Genomic DNA, 17,721 nt, shown 5'->3' with positions numbered 1-17,721 from the left:
GGCATATAATGACAACGCACACACCGCCTTCCCACTCAGCCAACACAGCTGAAAACACCTCTCTTTTTTACGTAATTTTTATCTCTGCCGTGGCTGCTATTGGTGGCTTTTTATTTGGTTTTGACTCGGGTGTTATTAACGGCACGGTGTCGGCACTGGGTAATGCGTTTAATTCAAGCAGTGTGGCTACGGGCTTTAACGTAGCGTCTGTATTACTTGGCTGTGCCTTAGGTGCACTTGCTGCGGGGCCGCTGGCTGATAAGTTTGGTCGCCGTGCAATTATGATCATCACCGCGATTATTTTTGCCATTAGTGCGTTTGGCTCAGGCATTAGCGAAAGCTCGGCCGAGTTTATTTTTTACCGCTTATTTGGTGGCTTAGGTATTGGTGCTGCATCGGTATTGGCGCCAGCTTATATTGCAGAGGTTGCGCCACCTACCCTTCGTGGTCGTTTAGCTACATTACAACAGCTCGCTATTGTATTGGGTTTATTTGCTGCATTTTTAAGTAACTATTTAATTGCTGATGCAGCAGGTAGTGCGCAAAATATTTTAATGCTTGATATAGCCGCTTGGCGCTGGATGTTTTGGGCTGAGCTTGTGCCTGCAATACTATTTTTAGTGGGTGTGTTGTTTATTCCTGAGTCGCCTCGTTATTTAGTGGCGCAAGGTAAAGTGGACGATGCAAAAACAGTATTTAGTAAAATTTCGAACGACAACGTTGCTGCGCAAATAAGCGATGTTAAAAGCTCCTTACGTAGCGATAAAAAGCCAAGTATTCGCGATTTATTCATTGATGGCAGTAAAAAAGTACACCCGATTGTATGGGCGGGTGTTGCGCTGAGTGTGTTTCAGCAATTTGTGGGTATTAACGTGGTGTTTTATTACGGCTCTGAGCTTTGGCAAGCTGCTGGGTTTGATGAGTCGCAATCGTTATTTATAAATGTATTAGCGGGTACGACTAATATTGTATCGACCTTTATTGCTATTGCCCTTGTTGACAAAATTGGCCGTAAACCACTGCTATTAGTAGGCAGTATTGGTATGTTTATCAGCTTAAGCGCGCTTACTTATATATTTGGCAGCGCAGGCCTTGATGAAGCAGGCAAGCTTGCACTTAGCGATAACATGGGTACGTTCGCGCTTATTATGGCTAACTTATTTGTGGTATTTTTTGGTTTAAGTTGGGGCCCCGTTGTGTGGGTGTTATTAGGCGAAATGTTTAATAACCGTATTCGTGGGGCAGCGCTTGCTGTTGCTGCTAGCGCGCAGTGGATTGCTAACTTTGCCATTACCATGACCTTCCCTATTATGCTGGCTAAAATTGGCCTTGCAGGTGCGTACGGCTTTTATGCTTTATCGGCACTTATTAGCATATTTTTTGTGGCTAAATACATTACAGAAACCCGTGGTAAAACACTTGAGTCTATGTAATTAGCCCTGAAAGCGGTGAACCCTTTTCACCGCTTTGTGCTTTTTAGGTAAATGATTGATTTAATATCAGTATTAAACCATCTAATAATTACTGCGCTAAACAGTGGCTTACCAATCGCGTTCAGTATTCCTTTTTACTATAAGTAATCGATTTAAATTCCTTTTTTGAATATAGAAAATTAGCTATTGTCCGCGTTTTCCCACTACGTATGTCTATCAAAATGAAAAATAAGTTAGTATCTGGTTTGGCCCTAACCCTTACTTTAGGTTCGTTTAACGCATTTGCTACCAATGGGTATTTTACTCATGGTTATGGCATGACCCACAAAGGCATGGCGGGTGCGGGTGTTGCGCTATCTGAAGAGTTAATGTCTGGCGCTAATAACCCTGCTACCTTTTTAGCTAATGGCACGCAATTATCTGTGGGCTTGGAGCTTTTTTCGCCTGATCGAAAATACTCAGCATCCGATGTAGATACCTTTTACCCTGACGCATTCTACCTGCAAGCAAAAACCCAAAAAAGTGATAACACTTTATTTGCTATTCCTGAGTTTGCTATTGGCCACCAGCTTAATGACAAAGTAAGTATTGGCTTATTAGTTTATGGTAATGGCGGTATGAACACCGACTACAGCGCCGATTCAGAGCCTGAAGGCACATTTTATGCTGGCACTACTGGTGTTGATTTAAAGCAAATGTTTATTAGCCCAACAATAAGCTACAAACTTAACGAGCAAATACGCCTTGGTGTATCACCAATTTATGCAGTGCAGCAGTTTAAAGCTACAGGCCTTGGAAACTTTGCGCCTTTTTCGCAATCGCCCCAAGCCCTTACTAATAATGGCACCGACACCAGCACAGGCTTAGGTATTCAATTAGGTATTAGCCAAGATATAAACTCGTCATTAAGCTTGGGAGCAAGTTACCGCTCATCAGTATCTATGCAAGAGTTTGATAGCTATAAAGGTTTGTTTGCAGAGCAAGGTGGATTTGATTTACCTAGTTCGCTTCAAATTGGCGCAGCTTATAAAATTACGCCAAACAACCAGCTTGTATTTGATTGGCAAAAAATAAATTACAGTGAAGTAAACAGCATTGCTAACCCGATTGATAATTTAATGTCGGCTCCACTAGGTGCCGATGCAGGCGCAGGCTTTGGTTGGGACGATATGACCATTTATAAACTTGGCTATCAGTGGCAGCGTACAGCAAAACAAAAAATTCGCTTTGGTATTTCGTATACAGAGCAACCTATTCCTTCATCAAACGTTTTACTTAATATTTTAGCGCCAGGTGTGCAAGAATGGCATTTTACTACGGGGTTTAGCCATTCTATTAGTAACACGGTACAATTAAATGCAATGGCTTTTTACTCGCCAGCTAAAAAAGTATCGGGTGCTAACTACTTAGCGCCAAACCAACAAGTATCAATTGAAATGGAGCAATCAGGCCTAGGTGTGTCGGTTGTTTGGGGAATATAAAATGGTTACAGAGTTTACGCCAATAGCGGCAGCTATAGGGGGTGCTTTAATAGGAATAGCGTGCGCACTATTACTGGTTTTATACGGAAAAATAGCCGGTATATCAGGCATTGTTAAATCTGTTTTTAATAAGCAAACGGCTGAGTCGCGTTGGAAATTATACTTTATTGCAGGGCTATTATTAGCCGGTATTGCGGTGCGTATATTTGCGCCGTCTTTATTAGAAGGTGAGCTGAGCTTATCGCCTGTGCTTATAGTTGTAGCTGGGCTACTTGTCGGTATGGGCACCTCATTAGCTAATGGCTGTACAAGTGGCCATGGCGTATGTGGCATGTCGCGTTTTTCTACCCGTTCGTGGGTTTCAACATGTACATTTATGGCCGTGGCTATAATTACAGCAAACCTAGTAGGGTAAAAAAATGACAGCAGTAATTCATGTTATTTTAGGATTTATATTTGGTTTAGGGCTTATCATTAGTGGTATGACAAATCCCGACAAAGTACTTAACTTTTTAAATTTTCAAAACCAATGGGATGGCAGTTTAATTATTGTAATGGCTGTGGCTATGGGAATAATGATGCTGGCATGGTTTTGGGTTGCCAAAAAAGATAAACCACTGCTTGATGATACGTTTACTTTAAGTGATGTTAAAAACATTAGCCCTCGGCTAATCACTGGCTCTGTAATGTTTGGTTTAGGATGGGGATTAAGCGGCATATGCCCAGGCCCTGGCCTTGTGCAACTTACTTCACTTAAAATGGAATTTTGGTTATTTTTTGCAGCCGTACTTGGCGGTATGTGGATAGCTAAAAAAGTATAAATTTAACCTCGAAAGATATACGGCCTTAGTCCTTCATTAAAACTGGCAGGTATTAGCTTGCCAGTTTAACCCTATTTAAATAGCCCCTCTTTCCTTGCCTTGGCTAACTATTCATATAGGTACATAACTTGCTGCTTACTCTTTTAAGTTTATAAAAGAGAGGTAAGTAATGTCTGCTACTACTTTTTACAACCTAACAGAGCAACCTTGGGTGGTTATTGCTATTTGTTTAGTTTCTATAACTATAGCTTTGTTTTGTATCCGCTTTTTTATAATGTACTGGCTTAAAAAGTGGACCTCTCATACTAAATTTATATTCGATAGCTTACTTATCGCCTCTATCTCTAAACCGCTCACCCTTTGCACATTTATTGTGCTACTCACCATTATAGAGCAAGGGTTGTTAATACAAGGCGAGCCGGTTGCGAGCTATATGTCGTTTTCGACCATTAATATTATTTTGGGCTTAGTGGCTATTATTTTATTTTTTGACCACTTTTTTGTGGGCGCCATTAATTACTACAGCAAAGAGTCGGCGGTAATTTTTAATTCACAAAGTATTATTAAAGGCATTATTAGGGTAAGCGTTTTATCGGTCGGGGCTTTAGTGCTGTTAGGCACCTTGGGTATTTCTATTACACCTATAATTGCCTCGTTAGGTATTACGTCATTAGCGGTGGCACTTGCCCTGCAACCCACCCTTGAAAACTTTTTTTCGGGCGTACAACTTGTTATAGATAAACCCATACGGGTGGGAGATTTTATTGAGCTTGAGTCAAAGGAGCAAGGCTTTGTAGAGAAAATTGGTTGGCGCTCTACGTGGGTTAAAATGCTGCCAAATAATATGATTATTATTCCTAATAGTCAGCTTTCTAAATCGCGTATTAGTAGGGCGTGTTGATCTTTGATGTTTGAATTTGCAGCAGCGTGTTTGGTTTTTAGGCAAGACAGAGCCTATGTAGTGTGGTTATTCCCCATAAATAGGCGATAACGCAGCATAAATGCCAAACATGCGCTGCCCTTTGGGTTCTGCCTAGGGGCGATAAACTCTTTGTTGCTCGGTTTTTACTTAGCCCACTAGGTTACAAACCTCGCGCCGCGATTTAATCGCCCCTAGATTGAACAAATTTCAATCCGCAAAGTTCAACACGCCCTAATTACTTTTACCCCGAAAAAGAACTGAGTGTACCTGTTGATGTAAGCGTTCACTACAGATCAGACCTAGAATTTGTAGAGCAAGTAACGCTTGAAGTTGCGCGCCAAGTACTAATTGACCATGAATGGGGGGTTGATGATTACAATACCTTTGTGGTGTATCACACCTTTGATAACTCAAGCATTAATTTTACCGTAATGCTGCGCGCAAAAGAGTACTTTAATCGGTTTTGGGTTAAATCTGCTTTTATTAAAGCGCTACATAAACGCTATAACCAAGAAGGTATTGTGATCCCCTTCCCTATTACAGCTATTAACACAGCGCAAGAAGCCGCTAATTTTAATAGCGATAAAAAATAAGCCCGAGATAAGCTCGCGCTTAATTTACTTTAAAATTTATAGGTTACTTGGCCTACTATTTCTCGTGGGCTGCCCGGGGAGTGACCGTTACGCTCACTAAAGCCACTTACTGCGTATTCTTTATCAAATATATTATTAATATTTACGCTTAATAACACATCGTCAAAGCGAGAAGTCCAGCTCATATCAAATACAGTAAAGGGTTTAACTTTTTGGCCATCTTGGCTTATTTGCTCACTTACGTAATTTGCGCCAAATGCTATAGACGAGTCGATGCTATCAAGCGCAAAACGCGACCATAAACCAGCTTGGTGGCGCGGCGCATTAGCAAAGCGAGAGCCATCACCGTAGGTGCTTGAAATAGTATCGCCGGTTACACCTTCAATAACTAGTGTATCGTTGTAGGCGTAGTTAGCTGTTAGCGTCCAGTGCTCGGTTAAATCGCCCACCAGCGTTGTTTCAAACCCGCGGCTTTCTACCTCACCAATATTTAAAAGTGCTGCAATGCCGTCACCCGCGCCCGTGTCGTCTGGGTTACTCATTACTACGTTTTCTTTATTAATTTGGTAAATAGCAAAGGTGCTCATAATTTTGCCATCTAGCCATTGGTTTTTCATACCAATTTCGGTTTGTTTACCGGTTTCTGGCGTTAAGCTGCCCTCGCCTTCTACATCTTCTTGGTCACCCGATGATGCTGGGTTAAAGCTTTCTGAGTAGTTTATGTAAAACGAGATATTTTCAACAGGTTGGTATGTAACGGCCACGCGCGGTGTTACATCGTTATCTGAGTAACTGTAACCGGTTTCTTTATTTAGCTCTTTAAAATAGTCGTAACGCAGGCCGGCAATCACGGTCCATTGCTCGTTAATGCTTACAACATCTTGTACGTAAACGCCAAAACGGTCGGTTTCAACACCATCGCGGTTCATGTCGGTAAGGTTATAAGTACTTGGGTCGGTTTCGCCGTAATTTAAGTCAAATATGTTTAAGTTAGCCACGCCGTCCGCTTCATAACGGGCGCGTAAGTAATCGTACTCGGTATCGACTATGTGGTAGTCGCCACCAAATAATACTTGGTGCATTAATTGGCCTTGCTCAAAGCTATAAACAAAGTCGGTGGTTAAGCTTGTTTCTTCGTTGGCGCGGTATTGCTTTCGGTATTCGCGTTTAATGGTTTCGTCATCAATGTTTGCTTCACCATCGCCGTTTACATCTACCCAGCTTTGCGACTCATGGTAGGCTTGGTCGCGTTCGTTATCCATGTAACGCAATGTGCTACTTACCGATAAATCATCATTAAAGTAATGCTTTAGCTCGGCTTGCAGCACTAACGCTTCCATGTCTTGGTAGTCAAATGCTTCGTTTGCGTTGTAACTTGGGTCAACTAAAAAGTTGCCGTTGTCATCTACCGGTACACCACGTAAACGGTTACCGCCTAAGTCTTGCTTGATGTAATCAACTGTGGTGGTTAGTGTGGTTGAATCGGTTAAATCAAATAATAAACCAGCGGTAAACTCACTGTTTTTTGAATCTGCGTTATTACGAAAGCTGTCTTGCTCTTCGTAATAACCACCTACTCTGTATGCCATGGTGTCGGTTAAACCGCCGGTCATATCAAGTGAGGCACCATGTGTGTTGTAATTACCAAGCGTTAGTTTTAGCTCTTTACTTTGCGTATAACTTGGCTTTTTAGTCACGTAGTTGATCATACCGCCTGGCTCACCACCACCATATAACGCAGAGGCTGGGCCTTTTAATACTTCTACACGCGCTACATTAAATAATTGCGGTACACCAAAGCCCGAGTACGGGTCGCCGCGTACGCCATCGTAAAATACATTGGCATCGTCTCTAAATCCACGAAAAGTAACGCCTGAATAACTGTACTCACTTACTCCGGCTATTGAGCGGTATAAATCGGTAATATCGCGCGCGGCTTGGTCAATAATAAGCTGCTCGGTTAATACCTGCGCAGATTGCGGTAATTTAATAAGATCTAAATCCGTTTTAGTCCCAATTTTACTTTCGGTTTCTAGGTAAAACTGCTGAGCGCGACCTGTTACTTCTATTGTTTCAATTTCTTTATTTTGCTCGGCAAATGCCACATTAGAAAAAGCAGAAAAAGACGCAGCAATACTAAGCGCCAAGTATTTTTGGTTAAACATGTTGATCCTGAAAAGAGGTGTATAAAACGACGCGAATGATAACGACTATCATTACTATATGCAATGCAAATAATCTCATATTCATCCTTATTTTTCGAATTAATCGCAACTAAAATAGGTACTTAAAGACTTTTGTGCTCACGTTTTATACATATTCCCTTTGCGCAGTGTTGAACCAAATAAAGAACTCAGATAGTGTGTATTTTTCATACGCTTTATAATAGCAATTCGCATTAATACTTAATCATTTTGTGGGGCTAAACGTGTCGCTACTTGCGTTAAAAAAATGCTCATTTACGACTGCATGGATGCAGAAGGTAGCGCAATACAGGAGCAATTGCCGAGAACGACTAAATAGCGAATTTTTTGCCTAGCTATAAACACGTTTTTCTAGCATCAAAATAAACCACTTAATTAAGCGAATTGGTATCAGCCTTTTTATGAGGAGCAAACCATGTTAAACCGACTATTTTTAGGGGTTATTTTACTCTCGGCCACGGCCGTGGCGAGTGCGAATGACAGCCTAGTACGTTTTCAAAGTAATTATTCTGTTCATGAAACGGCTAACCGTTTTGAAAAAATAGCCAGTAACAAAGGGATAACCATTTTTGCGCGGGTAGATCATCAAAAAAATGCTCAAAATGTTGATATGGAATTAGCCCCAAGTGAAGTGATTATTTTTGGTAATCCAAAGGTAGGCACACCGTTAATGCAGTGCCAGCAAAGTGTGGCGATAGATTTACCGCAAAAAGTACATATATCTCAAGACAACAATGGCCAAGTTTGGCTTACCTACAACAGCCCCACTTATTTGCAAGAACGCCACAATATAAAAGGCTGCGAAGAAGTACTTAATAAAATAGCTGCGGTGCTTAATAAGCTTTCTATGGCGACAGTGGCCAAATAATTAAAGTTATACCAAACCGCAATAATACTTAATTAAGCGAATTGGTATTAATATTAAATAACTTAAAATACACGCAATAAAAAACCCGTTAGCTAACGGGTTTTTTATAGAGTTAATAACACTTTTTAACGCGAGTATTAAGACTCAATAGCCAAAAGCTCTACTTCAAAAATAAGCAGCGATGCAGGTGGAATACTGCCCACTCGCTTTTCGCCGTAGGCTAATTGGTGCGGTACATAAAATATGTACTTATCGCCTGGGCTCATAAGTTGTAAGCCTTCGGTCCAGCCTTTAATAACCTGATTTAAACCAAAGCTTATTGGCGTTTTACGCTCTACTGAGCTGTCAAATACGGTGCCATCTATTAACGTGCCGTGGTAATGCACGTTTACTTTGCTAGTAGGGTTAGGTGTATTTTCGCTTTCACCTTTGTGCAGCACTTTGTACTGCAAGCCTGAGGCGGTTTCTATTACGCCCTCAACTTTTGCGTTAGCGACAAGGTAGTCGGCTTCAATTTGCGCGTTAATGCCAGCTTGTTGCTTTGCTTTTTTACTATTTTGAAAAATTAAAAAACAAAATATAGCGATGATTACCGCTAAAATTATATTGATCATTTAGTGTTTTTCCTCATCTTCATCGGCTTCTTTATCTTCTTCGCTATCGCCATTAACTATGTCGGCTATATCTTTTAAGCGTGCTAAAGCAATACCATTAACAGAATCCTCTGGGTATTCGCCGTCAATAATATCGCCGGCATCAATATCCATTAATAAGTTAAGTGCTTGGTCTACAGTTTCTACTGCGTAAATATTAAATTTACCGCGTTCAACCGCTTCAAGTATTTCATCATCAAGTACTAAGTTAACTTGGTTCGATTTAGGAATAATAACGCCCTGTTCGCCTGTTAAGCCGCGCATTTTACACAGCTTAAAAAAGCCTTCTATTTTTTCGTTTACGCCGCCAATAGCTTGCACATCACCGTGTTGGTTAATAGAGCCTGTAAGGGCAATAGACTGGCTAATAGACAAACTAGTAATGGCCGATATAAGCGCACATAACTCAGCAAGTGAGGCGCTATCGCCATCTATATACCCGTAGCTTTGCTCTATGGCTATGTTAGCACTTAGTGTTAAGCTAAAGTGCTGGGCGTATTTGTTACCTAAATAACCGGTAAGTAGCATTACACCTTTTGAGTGAATTGCTTTACCTAGCTCGGCTTCACGCTCAACATCTATTACACCATCGGCGCCGGCGTATACGGTGGCGGTAATACGCGCGGGTGTACCAAATGACGTATCGCCAATGTGCAGCACTGTTAAGCCGTTTACTTTACCAATGGCTTGGCCTTGTGTGGCAATAAGCGTGTGGCCTTCTTTTATATCGCTTAGCATATTTTCGCTTATTTGGCCGGTGCGGTACTGCTTACCTTCAATGGCTTCATCAATATGATGCGCATCAATCAGTGTTTGCTTATCTTGCTTGGCGTAAAAGCTGGCCTCAGCCACCAGCTCAAGCACATCGGCAAAGCGCGCCGATAATTTATTATGGTGCTCTGCTTGGCGGTAGCTAAATTTAAGTAACCGCACCATGGCGGCCTCTGTGGTTGTGCACTTTAACGTTTGCTGGCAGTACTCACTCACTTTAGTAATAAATTGGTACTGAAGCTTATCGCTACTTGGTAAATAGTAATCAAAGTCGGCAAGTACTCTAAACAGCTCTGCAAATTCTTCATCGTACTCACCTATGGTGTAATACAAATCGCGCGAGCCTAATAAAATAATTTTTACATCAAGAGGAATTAATTGCGGGCGCAGTGTAAAGCTGCTGCCTACTGAGCTGTCTTGATACGGTAGGTCGTTTTTAATTTGGTGCGTTTTAAGCGAAAGCTTTAAACCATCCCACACTTGCGGGTTGGCCATTACTTTTTCGGCATCCATAATTAAGTAACCGCCATTTGCACGGTGCAATGCACCAGGCTGTATAGAGCGGTAACTGGTTATAAGCGAGCCTTGCGATGTTGAATACTCAATTTTGCCAAATATATTGCCAAAGGTTGGGTTTGGCTCATACACCACAGGTGCGGCATCGTCTTCTTTAAATTCAACTAAAATGTTAGGCGCAAAAAAGTCGGTAAGCATGCCTTTACGGTCAAAGTCTTCTTTGCTTTCTTCGCTTTCATCTTCATCGTCTAGCCATTCAAGTACTGCGTCGATTATTTCTACGCGAATATCTTTTAAGTAGCGCAGCACTCCAATATGTGCAGCGTATTTATGCTCTAAGTCTTTTAATAGCGGCTTTGTAGCTTGCTCGGCTGTGGCCTTTTTTAGATTACGCTGTTTTTCTTTTGATTCGCGTTTCCAGCGAGGCAGCTCAATCAGCGCTTCAATTAAGGCATCTTCTAGTTTTTCTATTTTTTCAAAAAACTCATCACGAAGCTCTTCATCTAGGGCGGCAAATTCGTTATCGCTTAACTGCCTGCCTTCAACTAAAGGCGCAAAACCTACGGCGTTTTTCTCTTCTATTAGCGCTACGCTTTGCTCAAGCGCCATTTCTTCTACTGCGGTTATAGCGCTGTCGTAAGCGTCGTTAAATTCGCTCTCGATTGACTTTTTTTTGCGTTGATAAGCTGGGTTATCAAACGCTGCCGGAAAGGTGTCGAGTACTTCATCTAAAAATGAGTCTATGTCGTCACTTAACTGCTTGCTTTGCCCTGCTTGCATAAATAGCGCAATTGGCTCGCGGTGGTCGTCGTAATTATTAACATACAACCACTCGTTAGGTGTGGGGCGATCTTTTGCGTGTTGTTTAAGTTTGTCTTTTACGAGTGTAAATCGGCCATGCGCGGCCTCACCCATTACATAAACATTGTAGCCTGGCAGCTCCATCCCAAGTGAAAAGTCGAGCGCACTTTGGGCGCGTTGTTGGCCTATAAAGGTAAGTTGCTCTGGGTATGGATTGCTCATACACGTGCTAACGTGATTAGTAGAGATGCTCGGTGCGAGCTGTGAAACAGATAATGGCAGCAGTTTTTTCGTCATTCTAACTTCTTTTTGTACCAACATACTCGCTGGCTTTGGGCGTATTAAGTGGCCTACAAGCCACTTAATACATATATTTAGGGTTGTAATGCCTTACGGCTAAAATAAATACCATCACATTCAATGCACGGTGTAATTTGTGTAGCGTGATAAATATCAAAACTATGGGTGCAATTCTTACATACTAATGTGCCCATGGCTATCCATTCGCCTGCGTGATACATCCCATTGTGCTTAAAATCTTGACTAAGGGACTGCCATTCAAGCTGGGTTTTGTCCTCTATATGCGAAAGCTCATACCATAACGACTCTTTAAGCTCTTGCCATGCAAGCGAATTATAGTGCGATTCGTTTTCTTGAACGTGTTCTATGTCGCGCTGCAAATAACTTTTATAGAGTCCGTATTTTTCTTTGCCTAGGTCTTTAAGTGCTTGCTCAGATTCAACAAATCGGATCATTGCATCTTTTACTTCGTGATCTTTTACATCTTTTAGCCACGTGGTGAGCTCGTTAAGCCATGTTTTATAATCTGCCATTTTATACTCCATCAAAATCAAGGGCGTGTTGGCCTTTAACATAGATAAGTATAGGTTAACCTGCACTGAAAGTGAGATTTTAACAAAACCGTGCTTATACGCTGTGATTAGGCTTTTATTTGGGGTATCCTATCGGCAATTTTTTATTAGTTTGCAAGAAGTCTGGAATCATAGATGCAAGAGCAATATAACCCGCAAGACATAGAGTCAAAAGTCCAAAGTTACTGGGAAGAAAACCAGGTATTTAAAGTCACCGAAGATGAGAGCAAAGAAAAGTATTACTGTCTTTCTATGTTCCCATACCCAAGTGGCCGACTGCATATGGGTCATGTGCGTAATTACACCATTGGTGATGTTGTTTCTCGTTTCCAGCGCCTGCAAGGCAAAAACGTAATGCAACCAATGGGTTGGGATGCGTTTGGTTTACCTGCAGAAAACGCCGCTATCAAAAACAAAACGGCGCCAGCTAAGTGGACGTACGAAAACATTGATTACATGCGTAACCAACTTAAGCAATTAGGCTTTGGTTACGACTGGGATCGTGAAATAGCCACGTGTCACCCAGAATACTACAAATGGGAACAATGGTTTTTCACTAAGCTGTACGAAAAAGGCTTAGTGTACAAAAAAATGTCAACGGTTAACTGGGATCCAGTTGATCAAACTGTACTTGCTAACGAACAAGTTATAGATGGCCGCGGATGGCGCTCTGGTGCAGTGGTTGAGCAAAAAGAAATTCCACAGTGGTTTATTAAAATTACTGACTACGCACAAGAGCTTTTAGACGACTTAGACAAGTTAGAAGACTGGCCTGAGCAAGTTAAAACCATGCAGCGCAACTGGATTGGTCGCTCTGAAGGGTTAGACATTGAGTTTACGCGTACCGACAACAACGAAAAGTTTAGCGTATACACTACACGTCCAGATACATTTATGGGTGTAACTTACCTAGCCGTTGCCGGTGGCCACCCTATTGCGCAAGAAGCCGCTAAAAACAGCGATGCAATTGCAATGTTTGTTGAAGAATGCAAAAACACCAAAGTTGCCGAAGCAGACATGGCCACTATGGAGAAAAAAGGCATTGCAACAGGCTTTTACGCGACTCACCCATTAACGGGCGAGCAAGTTCCAATTTGGGTTGCTAACTTTGTATTAATGCATTACGGCTCAGGCGCGGTGATGGCAGTACCTGCACACGACCAACGCGACTATGAATTTGCCACAGCATACGGCCTAGACATAAAACAAGTAATTGCACCGGTTGAAGGCTCAGAGCTTGAAGTAAATTTAAAAGAAGAAGCATTCACTGAAAAAGGCGTGTTAGTTAATTCTGGCGAATTTGATGGCCTTGATTTTGAAGGCGCATTTAACGCTATTGCCGACAAACTAGAAGCACTGGGTGTGGGTGAGCGTAAAGTTAACTTCCGCTTACGTGACTGGGGTGTTAGCCGCCAGCGTTACTGGGGTTCGCCAATCCCAATGCTGAGCGACGAAAACGGTAACGAATTAGCCGCCACCGAAGAAATGCTGCCAGTACGTTTACCAGAAGATGTAGTTATGAATGGCGTTACTTCGCCAATCAAAGCAGACCCAGAATGGGCAAAAGCAACGGTAAATGGCGTACCAGCAACACACGAAACAGATACCTTTGACACCTTTATGGAGTCGTCTTGGTACTACGCACGTTACTGTAGCCCGCGTCACGATGAAGGCATGCTAGACCCAGCAGCAGCTAACTATTGGTTACCAGTAAACCAATACATAGGTGGTATTGAGCACGCTATTTTACACTTATTGTATTCGCGTTTTTTCCATAAGTTATTACGTGATTTTGGTTTAGTAAATTCAGACGAGCCATTCGATCGCTTACTTTGTCAGGGCATGGTACTTGCCGAAACGTTCTACCGTAAAGATGAAAAAGGCGGTGACGTATGGATTTCGCCAAGCGATGTAAATACCGAAACTGACGAAAAAGGCCGCGTAACTAAAGCATGGCACAAAGAAGATGGTGAACCTGTGTTCTCATCGGGCATGAGCAAAATGTCTAAGTCTAAAAACAACGGTATAGACCCACAAGAAGTAATTGCCCAATACGGTGCAGATACTGTGCGTTTATTTATGATGTTTACCGCACCACCAGAGCAAACGCTTGAATGGTCAGACTCAGGCGTAGAAGGCGCGCACCGCTTCTTAAAACGTATTTGGAAATACGCAGTAGATGTGAAAACAGTTGGCTACCAAGCACTTGATAAATCAGCGCTTAGTAACCCACAAAAAGTACTGCGTCGTGAGCTACACAAAGCCATTGCAAAAGTGAGCGATGATATTGAGCGTCGTCAAACGTTTAACACTGCAATTGCTGCCATTATGGAGCTCTCTAATAAGTTATTAAAAGCGCCGTTAAACGATAAGCAAGATGTTGCTATTGCTAACGAAGCATTAGAAGCCCTACTTATTATGCTTGCGCCAATTACGCCGCATTTATCGCACCAGTTATGGCAAGAGCTTGGTAAAGAGGGTGACATTTTAGATGCAGCATGGCCTAAAGTTGACGAGTCTGCCCTTGTTGAAGATGAAAAATTAATCATCGTACAAGTAAACGGCAAACTACGCGCTAAGCTAACTGTAGCCGCCGATGCAACACAAGAGCAGGTAGAAGCACTTGCGTTTGCTGAGTCTAACGTAACTAAATTTACTGATGGCGCAACCATTCGTAAAATTATTTACGTACCGGGTAAACTACTTAACGTGGTAGCTAACTAAATGGTTAGCTTTAACACCCTTAAAAACACATTAGCCTTAGTGCTAATGTGTTTTGTGTTATCTAGCTGTGGCTTTCATTTAAAGAAAGCCTCTAGCCTGCCTGATAACCTGAAAACGCTTACACTTAAAGGTGATGATGAAAAATCATCGTTATTTTTAAACCTTAAAAAAGAGCTTAAAGCCAGTAACGTAGAACTGACACCTTCGGCTAAAAATGTTGCCCAGCTTTACTTACGCAAAGAAAGCATTGAGCGCCAAACCTTGTCGTTGTTTCAAAATGGTCAGGTGGCTGAATACGAGCTTGCCTACGGGGTAAGCTATGTTGTTAAACGCCCAGGCGAAAAAGCCATAGAAAAACGCTTTGAGCTTTATCGTAACTACCAAGACGACCCCGATCACGCACTTGCAAAAGCAAAAGAGCTTGAGCTGCTTATTAGCGAAATTCGTAAGCAAGCCAGTGGTCGTATTGTTAGAGAGCTGTCGCAACTATAATGCGCTGTTATGCTAATCAGTTACCGAGTGAATTAAATAAAGGTTTAAAACCCTTTTATTTAGTGTTTGGTGAAGAACCGTTTCAAGAAGCGCAATGTGTGCAGCAAATTCGCGACACGGCAAAAGCCCAAGGCTTTGATGAGGTAATTAAATTTACCCTAATGCAAGGGCTTGATTGGCAAGAAATTATAGCTCAATATCAAAGCATGTCTTTGTTTAGTGCGCGCACTATAATTGAGCTTGATTTAAACCAACAAAAACCTGGCACCCCAGGTAGTAATACCTTTAAAAAAATAGTCGAGTTAATTAACCCTGATACCATTTTAATTGTAAAAGGGGCTAAAGCCAGCCAAGACGTACAACGTGGCGCTTGGTTTAAAGCGCTCGATAAACACGGTGTATTTGTACCGTGCTACCCGCTTGCAGGGAATCATTTAAAACGCTGGTTAGATGAACAAGTAGCGCGCCTTTCTCTAAATATGCAAAACGAAGCAAAGCTGAGCTTAATTAACGCTACCGAAGGTAATTTGTTAGCGTGTTTTCAGGAGCTCGAAAAGCTCTCGCTACTGCATGGTAATGCCTTAATAACCCAGCAACTTGTGATGCAAGGGCTATTAAATCAAGCCAAGTTTGATATTTTTGATTTAAGTGATGCCCTATTAAATGGCCACGCCAAGCAAGCAATTAAAGTACTTAATAAACTGGCCAGCGATAACACCGAAGTGGTGAGTATTTTATGGGCTATAAATAAAGAACTCACCAGTTTGCTCACTATTCAGCAAGGGCTTTTAAATGGCGAGCCTATCGCACAGTTATTTAAAAAAAATGGTATTTGGAAAAACCAGCAAGGCCCAGTGCAAAATGCAATTAACCGCTTAAATATTAATACCCTTGAGCAAATAAGCAGTGAGCTTGCACTGTTTGATTCAAGCTACAAACAAGGTAACTTAATTGCGCCTTACCAAGCGCTTGCCCATATTTGTATTAAGTTTTGCCAGCCGCTTGATATTCCAATGCCTTGCCACGCACTTAACTAAAGATTTTTAACATGATTGCAATTTTTGGCGGCACCTTCGACCCCGTGCATTTAGGCCACCTAAATATGGCCTCACAGTGTGTAAATACATTTAACTTATCCACGTTGTACTTTATGCCCTGTGCCCTGCCCGCGCACAAAGCTGCGCCGGGTATAAGTACAGCGCACCGTATTAATATGCTCAATGCCGCTATAGCTCCTTATCCTCATTTTGCACTTGATTTAAGAGAGCTTAATCGCACTGGGCACTCGTACTCATTGTTAAGTTTACAAGAGCTAAGAGCTGAGCACCCAGATACGCCAATTCTTTTTTTAATGGGCATGGACTCGTTTAATAACCTCGACAAATGGTATGAATGGCAAGCAATTACACAGCTATGCCATATAGTGGTTTATCATCGCCCGGGGCAAACATGTAACCCAAATAAAGCGCTTAAAAGCTATATCAGTAATGCCCACACTGAAGCGCCACAGCAACTTGCCGCACACAACTTTGGTAAGCTTTATTTTTTACTTGGTGAAACCCTTGATGCTGCCTCAAGCACTATTCGAGAGCAATTAAAAAAAACCAATAAAAATAATGAACTATTACCCGAACCTGTCAGTCACTACATTAAGCAACACCAGCTTTATCAAAGTGATGATTAAAACCCCCTAGCATGTTAAAATGCACGCTATTAAATTTAAAATTGAGACAATACCTTGGATTCGAAACAACTACTTGCCTTTGCACTAGACAAAATTGACGATATGAAAGCACGCGACGTGGTACAACTAGACGTACGTGACAGCTCAGACATTACCGATTACATGGTTGTGTGTTCGGGTACTTCTAAGCGTCATGTGCAATCAATTGCTGATAACGTAGCAAAAGAAGCTCGCCACGCTGGCGAAGAACCTTTAGGTTACGAAGGTCAAGATGAAGGCGAATGGGTACTGGTAGATTTAGGTGATGTAGTTGTACACGTGATGCAAGATCACGCACGTAGCTATTACGATCTAGAAAAACTGTGGGGCTAAGCGCCACTATTTTTTAATTGAGCTTGGAAGTATTACGTGAAAATACAAATGATTGCCGTTGGCACAAAAATGCCAGCGTGGGTAGAAACCGGATTTGCAGAGTACCAACGCCGCTTTCCTAAAGATATGGCGCTTGAGTTAATAGAAATTCCGGCCGGTAAACGCGGTAAAAATGCCGATATTAAACGCATTTTGCACACCGAAGGTGAAAAAACCTTAGCCACTATTCCAAAAGGCAATCGCATTGTTACCCTAGAGGTAACAGGTAAACCACTTGATACTCACCAGCTTGCTAAAAATATGGAAAAGTGGCAGCTCGATGGCCGCGACGTTAGTTTGCTTATTGGCGGCCCTGAAGGGTTAGCCCCTGAGTGCATTGCCGCCTCTGAGCAAAAATGGTCGTTATCTAACTTAACGTTACCGCACCCTTTAGTGCGTATTATTGTTGCCGAAAGCCTATACCGAGGCTGGAGCTTAAATAACAACCATCCTTATCATCGCGAGTAACGCCTTG

The 17,721-nt window shown here is 42.0% G+C and carries 16 protein-coding genes and 1 pseudogene; 13 read left to right on the top strand and 4 right to left on the bottom strand.

Annotated elements, in window-relative coordinates:
• Nucleotides 1-8: 8 nt before the first annotated feature.
• From OIZ54_RS13415 to OIZ54_RS13390, 6 genes and pseudogenes are all read left to right on the top strand, one after another.
• On the top strand, nt 9-1,433 hold the full coding sequence (locus OIZ54_RS13415; RefSeq protein WP_264390591.1) for a sugar porter family MFS transporter: 1,425 nt from the start codon (nt 9-11) through the stop codon (nt 1,431-1,433).
• A 221-nt stretch (nt 1,434-1,654) separates the two neighbouring features.
• Complete coding sequence (locus tag OIZ54_RS13410; RefSeq protein ID WP_138579853.1) at nt 1,655-2,914, top strand: OmpP1/FadL family transporter; 1,260 nt, start codon at nt 1,655-1,657, stop codon at nt 2,912-2,914.
• A gap of 1 nt (nt 2,915) precedes the next feature.
• Nucleotides 2,916-3,329, top strand: coding sequence for a YeeE/YedE family protein (locus OIZ54_RS13405; protein ID WP_138579854.1), 414 nt, complete (start codon nt 2,916-2,918; stop codon nt 3,327-3,329).
• A 4-nt stretch (nt 3,330-3,333) separates the two neighbouring features.
• Nucleotides 3,334-3,735, top strand: coding sequence for a DUF6691 family protein (locus tag OIZ54_RS13400; protein ID WP_264390590.1), 402 nt, complete (start codon nt 3,334-3,336; stop codon nt 3,733-3,735).
• A gap of 169 nt (nt 3,736-3,904) precedes the next feature.
• Nucleotides 3,905-4,636 (top strand): mechanosensitive ion channel family protein, encoded by a 732-nt coding sequence (locus tag OIZ54_RS13395; protein ID WP_413680539.1) that lies wholly within the window; start codon nt 3,905-3,907, stop codon nt 4,634-4,636.
• A gap of 254 nt (nt 4,637-4,890) precedes the next feature.
• A pseudogene (locus OIZ54_RS13390) lies at nt 4,891-5,250 on the top strand (mechanosensitive ion channel family protein); the annotation flags it as partial.
• 29 nt (nt 5,251-5,279) lie between these two features.
• Here the strand turns inward: OIZ54_RS13390 and OIZ54_RS13385 are convergent.
• Entirely contained in the window at nt 5,280-7,415 is a 2,136-nt protein-coding gene (locus OIZ54_RS13385; protein WP_264390589.1) for a TonB-dependent siderophore receptor, read from the bottom strand.
• A gap of 454 nt (nt 7,416-7,869) precedes the next feature.
• Between OIZ54_RS13385 and OIZ54_RS13380 the strand changes: the two genes are divergently transcribed.
• The gene (locus OIZ54_RS13380; protein WP_096042007.1) at nt 7,870-8,322 is read left to right on the top strand and encodes a DUF302 domain-containing protein; all 453 of its coding nucleotides are present in this window, start codon (nt 7,870-7,872) and stop codon (nt 8,320-8,322) included.
• Between the two features lie 137 nt (nt 8,323-8,459).
• Here OIZ54_RS13380 and OIZ54_RS13375 read toward each other — a convergent pair whose 3' ends face one another.
• The 3 genes from OIZ54_RS13375 to OIZ54_RS13365 form a co-directional block, all read right to left on the bottom strand.
• The gene (locus tag OIZ54_RS13375) at nt 8,460-8,936 is read right to left on the bottom strand and encodes an FKBP-type peptidyl-prolyl cis-trans isomerase (protein ID WP_029772177.1); all 477 of its coding nucleotides are present in this window, start codon (nt 8,934-8,936) and stop codon (nt 8,460-8,462) included.
• The gene (locus OIZ54_RS13370; RefSeq protein WP_257125087.1) at nt 8,937-11,360 is read right to left on the bottom strand and encodes a Lon protease family protein; all 2,424 of its coding nucleotides are present in this window, start codon (nt 11,358-11,360) and stop codon (nt 8,937-8,939) included.
• Nucleotides 11,361-11,437: 77 nt separating this feature from the next.
• On the bottom strand, nt 11,438-11,896 hold the full coding sequence (locus OIZ54_RS13365) for a zinc ribbon-containing protein (protein ID WP_264390587.1): 459 nt from the start codon (nt 11,894-11,896) through the stop codon (nt 11,438-11,440).
• A 174-nt stretch (nt 11,897-12,070) separates the two neighbouring features.
• Between OIZ54_RS13365 and leuS the strand changes: the two genes are divergently transcribed.
• From leuS to rlmH, 6 genes are read left to right on the top strand one after another with little or no spacing between them, the layout of a single operon-like run.
• Complete coding sequence (leuS, locus tag OIZ54_RS13360; protein ID WP_248443160.1) at nt 12,071-14,659, top strand: leucine--tRNA ligase; 2,589 nt, start codon at nt 12,071-12,073, stop codon at nt 14,657-14,659.
• The gene (lptE, locus tag OIZ54_RS13355; protein WP_024033758.1) at nt 14,660-15,151 is read left to right on the top strand and encodes an LPS assembly lipoprotein LptE; all 492 of its coding nucleotides are present in this window, start codon (nt 14,660-14,662) and stop codon (nt 15,149-15,151) included.
• Nucleotides 15,151-16,188 (top strand): DNA polymerase III subunit delta, encoded by a 1,038-nt coding sequence (holA, locus tag OIZ54_RS13350; protein ID WP_264390586.1) that lies wholly within the window; start codon nt 15,151-15,153, stop codon nt 16,186-16,188. Before lptE ends, holA begins: the two co-directional genes overlap by 1 nt.
• Before the next feature lie 11 nt (nt 16,189-16,199).
• On the top strand, nt 16,200-16,835 hold the full coding sequence (nadD, locus tag OIZ54_RS13345) for a nicotinate-nucleotide adenylyltransferase (RefSeq protein WP_264390585.1): 636 nt from the start codon (nt 16,200-16,202) through the stop codon (nt 16,833-16,835).
• Nucleotides 16,836-16,889: 54 nt separating this feature from the next.
• Nucleotides 16,890-17,207 carry a ribosome silencing factor gene (rsfS, locus tag OIZ54_RS13340; protein ID WP_024033760.1) on the top strand — a complete coding sequence of 106 codons (318 nt, stop codon included), beginning with the start codon at nt 16,890-16,892 and terminating at the stop codon, nt 17,205-17,207.
• Between the two features lie 36 nt (nt 17,208-17,243).
• Nucleotides 17,244-17,714, top strand: coding sequence for a 23S rRNA (pseudouridine(1915)-N(3))-methyltransferase RlmH (gene rlmH / locus OIZ54_RS13335; RefSeq protein WP_264390584.1), 471 nt, complete (start codon nt 17,244-17,246; stop codon nt 17,712-17,714).
• Nucleotides 17,715-17,721: the final 7 nt, after the last annotated feature.

The sequence above is a fragment of the Pseudoalteromonas sp. A3 genome (genome assembly GCF_025942345.1).
Lineage (GTDB): Bacteria > Pseudomonadota > Gammaproteobacteria > Enterobacterales > Alteromonadaceae > Pseudoalteromonas > Pseudoalteromonas atlantica.
This window is presented reverse-complemented; position numbering and strand designations above follow the sequence as displayed.

Excerpts from the sequence above, each read along its gene's own strand:
- OIZ54_RS13415 (WP_264390591.1), top strand. The coding sequence starts at position 9 with ATGACAACGCACACACCGCCTTCCCACTCAGCCAACACAGCTGAAAAC.
- OIZ54_RS13410 (WP_138579853.1), top strand. The coding sequence starts at position 1,655 with ATGAAAAATAAGTTAGTATCTGGTTTGGCCCTAACCCTTACTTTAGGT.
- OIZ54_RS13405 (WP_138579854.1), top strand. The coding sequence starts at position 2,916 with ATGGTTACAGAGTTTACGCCAATAGCGGCAGCTATAGGGGGTGCTTTA.
- OIZ54_RS13400 (WP_264390590.1), top strand. The coding sequence starts at position 3,334 with ATGACAGCAGTAATTCATGTTATTTTAGGATTTATATTTGGTTTAGGG.
- OIZ54_RS13395 (WP_413680539.1), top strand. The coding sequence starts at position 3,905 with ATGTCTGCTACTACTTTTTACAACCTAACAGAGCAACCTTGGGTGGTT.
- OIZ54_RS13385 (WP_264390589.1), bottom strand. The coding sequence starts at position 7,415 with ATGTTTAACCAAAAATACTTGGCGCTTAGTATTGCTGCGTCTTTTTCT.
- OIZ54_RS13380 (WP_096042007.1), top strand. The coding sequence starts at position 7,870 with ATGTTAAACCGACTATTTTTAGGGGTTATTTTACTCTCGGCCACGGCC.
- OIZ54_RS13375 (WP_029772177.1), bottom strand. The coding sequence starts at position 8,936 with ATGATCAATATAATTTTAGCGGTAATCATCGCTATATTTTGTTTTTTA.
- OIZ54_RS13370 (WP_257125087.1), bottom strand. The coding sequence starts at position 11,360 with ATGACGAAAAAACTGCTGCCATTATCTGTTTCACAGCTCGCACCGAGC.
- OIZ54_RS13365 (WP_264390587.1), bottom strand. The coding sequence starts at position 11,896 with ATGGCAGATTATAAAACATGGCTTAACGAGCTCACCACGTGGCTAAAA.
- leuS (WP_248443160.1), top strand. The coding sequence starts at position 12,071 with ATGCAAGAGCAATATAACCCGCAAGACATAGAGTCAAAAGTCCAAAGT.
- lptE (WP_024033758.1), top strand. The coding sequence starts at position 14,660 with ATGGTTAGCTTTAACACCCTTAAAAACACATTAGCCTTAGTGCTAATG.
- holA (WP_264390586.1), top strand. The coding sequence starts at position 15,151 with ATGCGCTGTTATGCTAATCAGTTACCGAGTGAATTAAATAAAGGTTTA.
- nadD (WP_264390585.1), top strand. The coding sequence starts at position 16,200 with ATGATTGCAATTTTTGGCGGCACCTTCGACCCCGTGCATTTAGGCCAC.